A 7190-nucleotide genomic window follows, 5' to 3' on the forward strand; every position below is an offset into this window, starting at 1 on the left:
CGCTCAGACGAAGCGGATCTGCGCGGCACGCGGGTGCCACACGAGCTGGGACACGTCGATGCCGCCCGGCACCTTCGACGCCTTCACCGCGCCGTGCCACAGCAGAGCGGCCGGAACGCGGGTCTGCCCCGGAGCGAACGGGGCCTCGGCGATCACGAAGCCGCGCAGGATCTGGCGGCCGCAGTGCGCCTCGGGGTCGTACGGGCCGTACAGGCCGGACTCCGCGACCCTGCCGACCGGCACGCCGGAGAGCACCCGGCCGTACGGGTCGCAGCCGTCGCCGCACACGTAGTGCGTGCCCTCGCTGAACAGGGTGAGGTCGAGGGTGATCGTATCGACGGAGTCGGTGCCGTGCAGGGACGCCAGCCACTCACGGTTGGCGGTGGTGTACTCGGACGTCGAGACGGGCTGGATGGTCATGTGCGTGTCTCCATGGACGCTGCGGTCAGAATCCGCACACCGCCCACGGAGGCGATGCCGTCCACGAAGTTCAGGGGGCGTGGTCCCCCAAGGTCTGGGCCCGGACTATCGGGCGGCGGAGTCGCTGAACTCCGGGATCAGCCCGCGCCGCCTGGCCATCTCCAGCCCGGCCGAACCGGGCTTGGACACCGGGGCGGTACGGGTCGGGCCACGCCCCGCCGGTGCTCCCGCGGGTGCCGCCGGCACCGGGGTGCGGACCTCACCGAACAGCTCGGGACGGCGTGCGCGCAGGGCCTCGGCCGCCGCCTGGATCCCAGCTTCGTCCGCGTCCTCGTCGTCTACGGCAAGCAGACGCTCCGCGTCCACCAGGTCATCGCCCTTCGCGCCGAGCGCCACCAGCGCGGCCCGGCGCAGTGCCGCCCGCTCCCTCTCGGCGGCCTGCTCCTCCCGGCGCGCGGCCTGCAACTCGCGCTCGGCCGCCGCCTGTTCGCGGCGCTCCACCTCCGACAGGGCGGCCTGTTCGGCCTCCCGCTGCGCGGTCACGAACTCGCTCAGCGCCTTCGGGGAGTCGAACCCGAGCTGGGACAACAGGCGCTTGATCCCCGCCCGTTCGCCCTGCGCCTTTTCACGGGTGAGCATCTTGCCCAGCCGGTCCTGGGTGAACGTGACCTGCTGCTCCTGGCCGCTGTCCGTGGCGTCGTCCAGCTGGTCGTTCGTCTCGTCCTCAGAGGAGGCACCGAGAATCGGGTAGATCGGCCGCCCGTCACGACGGAAGCCGACAGGACGGCGAAGCGGCAGGGGCTGGACCATACATCTCCTCCAGAGCGCGCCCCCGCGCTGCCGGCCAGTTTAGCCACCTGCACCGACACGACCACGAGCCCCTGTCCGACCGCCCCCACAGGATGGCGTCGAACAAGGAGGTATCCCCCCATGACGCTCAACCCCTACACCGCCGTCGGGCTCATCCCCGAGATCACCGAGATCCAGCAGCGCGACGACATCGCCACCAACCTCGACCACCTGTACGCCCTCACCCGGACCGCGGTCTCCCTCGGCGGCCTCGACCACCCCGTCCGGCTGGTCGTCCTGCCCGAAGGGGCACTCCAGGGCTTCACCGACGAAATCCACGACCTCGACCACGCCACCTACGCCCGCACCTGCGCCATCAGCCTGCCCGGCGCCGAAACTGAAGAGCTCGGCCGCTGGGCCCGCGAGTTCAATGTCCACATCATGGCCCAGGCCAAGGCCCTCTACCCGGCCTTCCCCAACCGCTACTTCAACGTCGGCTTCGTCATCAACCCCGACGGCGAGATCGTCCTGCGGCACTACAAGCTCACACCGCTGCCGCCTATGGAACACAGCGTCAGCCCACACGACGTCCTCGACCAGTGGACCCGGCTCCACGGGCGCAACCCCGAGGCGTTCTGGCCCGTTGCCGACACCGCCATCGGCCGCCTCGGCGTCATGATGGCCAACGAAGCGTCGTACCCGGAGAACGCCCGCGGCCTCGCCCTCGGAGGCTGCGAGATCGCCTACCGCACCAGCTACCCGCTGCCCGGCGTCACCTCCGACGCCTTCGACATCCAGAACCGGGCCCGCGCCCTCGACAACACCATGTACGTCCTCGCCCCCAACCCGGCCTCCTACACCGGCGTCGACGGGCAGCGCGTCGACTTCTTCGGCGGCCACTCCACCATCACGGACTACACCGGCCGCACCGTCGGCCACCTCGACCACGGCGGTGTCGCCACCTTCGTCACCGCCACCATTGACCTGCCCGCCCTCCGCCGCCAGCGCACCTCCGCCGCGTGGACCAACTGGGCCAAGGACCTGCGCACCGAGCTGTTCGCGACCCTGTACGACCAGCCCATCTACCCGGCGAACCTCTACGCCGATCGCCCGCCGTACGACCACGCTGAGTACCGCGAGCACGTCACCGAACCCCAGATCGACCTGATGCGCGCCCGCGGAATCTGGCGCTGACCTTCGCCTCACGCACCCGGAGGCCGCGTCACCGGCTCGCCTCCACCAGCTCCCGCTCGCTCCCTTTCTCGACCAGCCTCTTCGACCCGGCCGAACCCGGCCCGGCCCCCTCCTGGTCCTCGTCCTCCTCGTCTCGCGCGCGACGCGCGGCGGCCTCCGCCATCCGCACCGCGGCCTCCTGCTCCGCCTTCGCCCTGATCCGCTCCACCTCCTGCGAGGCGTCCTTGATCGGGTACCCGGCCTCCAGCAGCATCGCCACCGCCGTCTCCAGCGACAGCACCCCCGCCCCGTACGCCTTGACAACCTCCTCCAGCACCGCGCCCCGGTCCGTCGGCGTGTGCGGCGCCCACGCCAGCCGCGCCGGCAGCGTCTCCCCAGCCGTCCATCCCTCCGCCCGGCCCGCCTGGTACAACCGCTGCACCATCTTGAACAGCAGCCGGTACTTGTGCTCCCGTGCGAGCCGCATCATGCCGATCAGCCCGTCCAACGGGCCCAGCGCGAGCTTCAACGCGTACCCCGACGGCACCTCCGTCGCGTCCAGCGTCCCGAGCCCGGCCGCCGTCACCCGGCTGTTCGCCGCGATCCGCTCCAGCAGGTGATCCACCCGCGCCCGCAACTCGGCCAGCTGCGGGGACGTGTCCAACGCGTCCATACGCCCGGTCTCGCCGAGCTGCCACACCGCACCCGCCTTCACCTCCAACTCCTGCGGCCTACCCGTCGCCCGGTCCACCGGCAGGCGCGCCCCCGCGAGCCCGATGATCGGCGTGCCCGTCGTCGCCGACGCCGCCGAGCTGTCCGAGTCGGTGGCCGCGAGCTCGTCGAGCGCCTGCAGAACCCGTGCAAGAACCGAGCGACCCCAGTGCTCCCCACCGTCGGGGATCGTGTTCGCGATGTGCACCACCGGCACGAAGTCGATCATCAGATCCAGCCGGTTCAGCTCCGTGCCGTCCGGCCGCACCCGGTACGCGGCCTTGTCCATCGGCAGCCGGTCCAGCGTCTCGCCGTTCTTCAGGTCCTCCAGCAGCCACTCGCCGTCAGTGAGGTAGCAGGTCACGTTGGACGTCCGGCCCGGCTCCCACGGGTACTGCCGACCACCGGCCACAAGCCCATCGTCGCCGGGCTCGCCATACTCGGAGATCGGCCCCAGCTCGTACGTCACCCGCCGCACCCTGGCCTTCAGCCCGGCGTCATCGTCCGCCGGCAGCTCCCACGCCAGGTGCACCCGACGGGGGAAGTCCTCGTCCTCGTCGTCCCACTGCGGGAAGAAGAACCCCGGATCGTAGACCCGCAACGTCGGCCGCTGCTTCTCCGGGTTCCACGCCAGCACCATCACGCTGTCCCCGAGGAGCACCGCCGCCCGCTCCGCCTGCTGGACCCGGAACGTCAGCAACTCCTTGTCCGCCCACTTCCGCAGCCGGTCCTGCACCGCCGCAGCCTCCGCCGCCCCTGGCGTTGGTGTCTCCTCGTCGGCGTGCTCCGCGCCCTCCACTACGACCTTCTGCTCCGAGCCGAGCAGGTAACCGAGCGCGGTGTCCACCAGGTTCGCCGCGTCGCCCAGCTCCCGCCGCTCCAGCGCGCTCTCGTCGCCACCGACCGCCGATAGCTGCCCGGCCTGGTTGTTGTCGTACGCCGCGAGCACCTTGTATGCGGCCAGCCGCCGTAGCTCCTGCGGCGGGACCCACGTCTTGGCCAGCTCCGGAAACGCGCGGCTGCCGGGACGCCCGGCATCGGCCATCACGGGCTTGTAGTTCAGCCACGACCACGCATCGATCACAAGTTGACGCAGGCCCACAGTCTCCTCCGGACGTCGGCCCCGCGCCGTTGATCAGCCTATAGTCCAGCGAACCCCACGACCCGGCTACGTGAGACTGGCCGCCCAGGTGGCATGTCGTTCTGCCGCCACCTTGCGCAGGCGTTCGGTAAGCGCGGCCCGCTCCGCGCCGTGCGTCTTGTTGCTGTGGCAGTTCGGGCACAGGGCGATCATCGCCGCCGGGTGATCCCGACCGCCGCCAGCGTGGTCATCGATGTGGTCGACTTCCAGTAGCGGCTCCCCGGCCTTCGTCCGGTACGGGAGGTCTGGCAGCAAGCACTCTGGGTTCTCGCACCTTCCCCCGCTTCGGATGACCACCGCCCGACGTGCTGCGGGATTCCGGACACGTCGGTCTCCCGCCACGGCCCGCCGCTCCTGATCCCGCCCGGACTCCTCCCATTCCGCCGCCCTCATACACAACGCCCGGTACGCGGCTTCCGGGGGGGGCGAGCACGCAACCGTCGGGGTGCGTACGGCTCGGGAACCAGACGGAAGCTGTCCGGTGCGGCCTGATCACCTGCCACCTCATCCAGCCCAGCCCATGCGGCCTGCAGCTGTGCTTCGACCGCCTCCTGTTCGGCACGGTCCTTGACCACGAGCGTCAGCTTCTGGCCCTGCCTGGCCATCTCGATCGCCACCGCCACAGCGGTCGCGGTCTTACCCGTCCCGGTGGGCAGACGCATCACGCTCTTCATGCCCACTCCGAACCGGCCGAGCATGCCCTCACGGCGAGATCTCATCTTGCGAGCGTCCACGACCAACGCCACGACCGGGACCCCAACGGTCCGGCCGCTCTCCAGCCATGCCGGCATCTCCCGAGCTTCCCCCGCCATCCCCGACTCCCTGCCTGTCCATCGCCGATCACCTCGCAACGCTGCCACAGCCCACTGACAACGGCCTTGGCTCAACTACCGCCGACCAGCGAGCCGCTGGTCATCCCCACCACGCGGAGGCGGCATCGTCGGATCCAGGAACAGGTCCCACAACGCCCACACCGCCGAGTCCAGCAGGTCGGGCGAGTCCTCCGTCTCGCCCTGGCCGACAAACGTCGTCATCTGCTCCTCCAGCTCCGCGAACCGCCGGGCCGGACCGACATGCGACACCCTGGCCTGCTCGTACAGCTGCGCCGCTGGCGCCGCCCGCGCCCGCTTCCCGCGCGTGGCGTGAACGATCCGCCAGTTCACCGTCGGGTCCACCTGCTCCAGGAGAGCGGGCAGGTAGTCGCCGCCATTGTTCGCCTCGATGACCACGCAGTCCGCCCGGTGCTCGTGGTACAGCGTGGCGGCCCGCTTCATCGCCTGCGTCGGCGTGTGCCGGTCCTGCTCGCAGTGCAGCAGGTACCCGCGGGGCCGGTCGTCCCCGAACATCGTCTCCACGGCGAACCCGCGCCCCGCCACGGTGAACGCGGTCATGTCCGCGTTCTCGTGCGACTTGGTGGCCGGATCGACGGAGACCACCACGCGCTGGAGGTCCGGCAGATGCTCGGGGCGGGGCCGGAAGCCCTCGACCTCCAGCATCCAGCCCTTCCACAGCGCGCCCTCCACGTCCTCGAGTAGCTCGCCGGACAGCTCCTGCCGCCCCAGCCGGGTGCCGGCATACTCCTCCTCCAGCTCCTCTCGGGCCGCCGCCGACAGGTTCGCGTCGTTCTCCCGCATGTGCCCTCGGGTTAGCACCACCCGCGGCGGCGCCCCGCCCTCCAGGTGCGCCTTCTCCTGGGCACGGCCACGCTCGACCAGCCGCTTGACGTGCGGGAGCGGCTTCGGCGTCGTGGAGATGACGACCTGCGGGGTGTCCGCCTCACGCAGGCAGAACCACAGCATGTCGTAGACCTCTTGCGCGGTGTGCCGCGACCAGGCCGCGTACTCGTCGCACCACGCCTTGTCGAATGCCCAGCCGCGCAGGTTGTCCGGCGTCTCCGCGCCGAATCCCCGGATCAGCGTGCCGTTCGTCAGCCGGAGCGTCGTCTCGCCCAGGCTGGAGTTGTACTTCGCCACCTCCTCCGGCGGGAACACCGACAGCAGCCCCGACTTCGGGGACTCGAAGCAGATGTCCCGCACCAGCGTGGCGTTCTTCGCCACCACCGCGATCTGAAGACCTGGTGTCTGCGCCCACTCCCTCACCGTCTCCGCCGCCGTCCGGGACTTGCCCCAGCCACGGCCGGTGAGCAGCATCCACACGGTCCACAGCCACAGCGGCTGACGCTGCGCCGCACGGGCATGGTGGTGCAGCCAGCCCGCGTGGGGCAGACCGTCGCAGTTCGGGACCTCGCACGCCCACCGCCGCGCCGACAGCTCATCAGCCCGCACGAGTGCCGCGACCTCGGCCTTCAACTGCTCGTCGCTCATCACCGATGGATCCGCGAAACCCTCGATCACGCGGCGCTTCGCCCGGCCCCGGCTCACTGCGTGCCCTCCGACAACCGGCGCTCCAGCTCCCGTCGCAGCTGATCCATCCGTGCCCGACGCTCCTCGTCCGACAAGGAGGCCACGTCCACGCCCTGGTCCCGGTCCTCGACCGTCCCCGCCGCCGGGGCCTCGCCCACGGCCCGCCGTTCGATCTCCGCCGCGACCTGGATGTAGCGCAGCAGCTCCGACGGCGACAGCTCCCGCGGGTCCAGTGACTGGAGCCGGGCCACCGCCTTGCTCTGTACGGCCTGTGCCAACTTCGCGTGCCTGCGGGCGATGTCCCGGCGCGCCTGCGCCTGCTCCGCGAGGAACAGCCGGTCCTGCTCCCGGTCGTAGGCCGCCGCCCTCATGACCCATGCGAACTGCCGCGACCACCGGCCCAACAGGGACCGAGACTTATCCAACTCCTGTGCCGCCTTCGTGACACTCCGCGCCGGGCCGAGATCGCGGTACACAGCGAACGCCTCGAACGCCTGGACCGACTCCCCGCTCTGCCGCTCCCAGGACTCCACGGTGCCCTCGGCCACCGCTCACCTCCTGGCCGACGGCCGACTAGGACTTGTCCGGCCGAT

8 protein-coding genes are annotated in these 7190 nt (G+C 70.8%); 1 reads left to right on the top strand and 7 read right to left on the bottom strand.

Features of this window, described 5'->3' with window-relative positions; all coding sequences use genetic code 11:
* Window positions 1–3: 3 nt before the first annotated feature.
* Window positions 4–420 carry a head decoration protein gene (locus J7I94_RS09715; protein WP_215166577.1) on the bottom strand — a complete coding sequence of 139 codons (417 nt, stop codon included), beginning with the start codon at window positions 418–420 and terminating at the stop codon, window positions 4–6.
* Window positions 421–525: 105 nt separating this feature from the next.
* Entirely contained in the window at window positions 526–1230 is a 705-nt protein-coding gene (locus J7I94_RS09720) for a hypothetical protein (protein WP_215166578.1), read from the bottom strand.
* A 120-nt stretch (window positions 1231–1350) separates the two neighbouring features.
* Between J7I94_RS09720 and J7I94_RS09725 the strand changes: the two genes are divergently transcribed.
* Complete coding sequence (locus tag J7I94_RS09725) at window positions 1351–2403, top strand: nitrilase-related carbon-nitrogen hydrolase (RefSeq protein ID WP_215166579.1); 1053 nt, start codon at window positions 1351–1353, stop codon at window positions 2401–2403.
* 28 nt (window positions 2404–2431) lie between these two features.
* On the opposite strand, the gene J7I94_RS09730 is transcribed toward J7I94_RS09725, so the two are convergent.
* The 5 genes from J7I94_RS09730 to J7I94_RS38975 all read right to left on the bottom strand — a co-directional run bounded on the left by J7I94_RS09730 (window position 2432) and on the right by J7I94_RS38975 (window position 7145).
* A complete protein-coding gene (locus J7I94_RS09730; protein ID WP_215166580.1) occupies window positions 2432–4138 on the bottom strand; it encodes a hypothetical protein in 1707 nt (568 codons plus the stop codon).
* A gap of 123 nt (window positions 4139–4261) precedes the next feature.
* Complete coding sequence (locus J7I94_RS09735; RefSeq protein ID WP_215166581.1) at window positions 4262–4489, bottom strand: HNH endonuclease signature motif containing protein; 228 nt, start codon at window positions 4487–4489, stop codon at window positions 4262–4264.
* Between the two features lie 134 nt (window positions 4490–4623).
* Window positions 4624–5025, bottom strand: a complete 402-nt coding sequence (locus J7I94_RS09740) for a PhoH family protein (RefSeq protein ID WP_215166582.1) — start codon at window positions 5023–5025, stop codon at window positions 4624–4626.
* Window positions 5026–5121: 96 nt separating this feature from the next.
* Entirely contained in the window at window positions 5122–6558 is a 1437-nt protein-coding gene (locus J7I94_RS09745; RefSeq protein WP_215166583.1) for a terminase large subunit domain-containing protein, read from the bottom strand.
* Between the two features lie 53 nt (window positions 6559–6611).
* Window positions 6612–7145 (bottom strand): hypothetical protein, encoded by a 534-nt coding sequence (locus J7I94_RS38975; protein WP_215166584.1) that lies wholly within the window; start codon window positions 7143–7145, stop codon window positions 6612–6614.
* Window positions 7146–7190: the final 45 nt, after the last annotated feature.

The organism is Streptomyces sp. ISL-12 (assembly GCF_018614415.1).
Classification (GTDB): domain Bacteria; phylum Actinomycetota; class Actinomycetes; order Streptomycetales; family Streptomycetaceae; genus Streptomyces.